Below are 835 nucleotides of genomic sequence, written 5' to 3'. Positions count from 1 at the left end.
TTTCACAATTCCCCACAGTGCAAATTTCTGTTGAGGCAGTTTGGTATACGCAGCACCGTGATCGACACCCGAGTAGCCGACAGCGGCACGTGCGTAGCGGGCTGGCGCCGCGCCTGACCGGACAGGTACCGTACCGTCGCCATTCTCGCCCGCCGCCTGCAGTTCAAAGGTCTTGTGAACATCCATTGGACCAAGTCTTCCGGCCACAACATCGATTGTTCCCATCAGGGTGTCTGTATTGACCGGTTTGTTCTGGACGTCGTGCGAATCACTGTTACCCCCTTCAGAACGCGTTCGGACGAGGACGCAATGTGCGGGAGACGGTATCCCATACGGCGATCGCCTCGCTTTCCGTGAGTGACGCTTTTTTCAGGTCGTATCCCGTGAAACCATTAAAGTCCCCGTTGTCCATATCGAGGACAAGGTAGGGGGTCATTGCGCCACTGACCGTGGTGTTGGCCTCCAGCGAGAACATGTGTCCGGAAATCCTCGCCGTTGTTGTGCCAGAAACCAGTAGCTCATTGGCCGCGAGGCCGTGGAGGCTTACCGGTCCGGTTCGGATAATTCGACTGTTACTATCCTTCATGACAGCCTGTACCTGTGGCAGACGGTTCGGAAGAGCATCTTTCTGCAACCCGCGTAAATCGGTGTCAGAGGTCAGATCAAACGACACATCGGGCCGGTCCTTTAATGCGAAGAGAGTACCGACATTTTCGCCAGTGGCTGCCTTGCGTGGCAGGAAACCATCCTTGAAACACACACCGGGCTCGCCAGGAATCTCGTCATCCGGGCGGCCACGAACGCTCGCAGCGAGGTTGAGAACCAGTCGGGTTTT

General features: G+C 56.5%; 2 protein-coding genes. Both read right to left on the bottom strand.

Translation table 11 applies throughout. The annotated features are described in order from the left end of the window. A partial coding sequence (locus tag BHE01S_RS38845) for a hypothetical protein (protein ID WP_218000443.1) occupies window positions 1-186 on the bottom strand: 186 nt, incomplete at its 3' end. A gap of 97 nt (window positions 187-283) precedes the next feature. Next, on the bottom strand, window positions 284-835 hold a 552-nt coding region (locus tag BHE01S_RS38630; RefSeq protein ID WP_042273276.1), incomplete at its 5' end, for a T6SS immunity protein Tli4 family protein.

The sequence above is a fragment of the Paraburkholderia heleia NBRC 101817 genome, from assembly GCF_000739775.1.
In the GTDB taxonomy this organism is placed as follows: Bacteria; Pseudomonadota; Gammaproteobacteria; order Burkholderiales; family Burkholderiaceae; genus Paraburkholderia; species Paraburkholderia heleia.
Note: the sequence above shows the minus strand (reverse complement) of the source record. Positions and strands in the feature narration are given on the sequence as shown.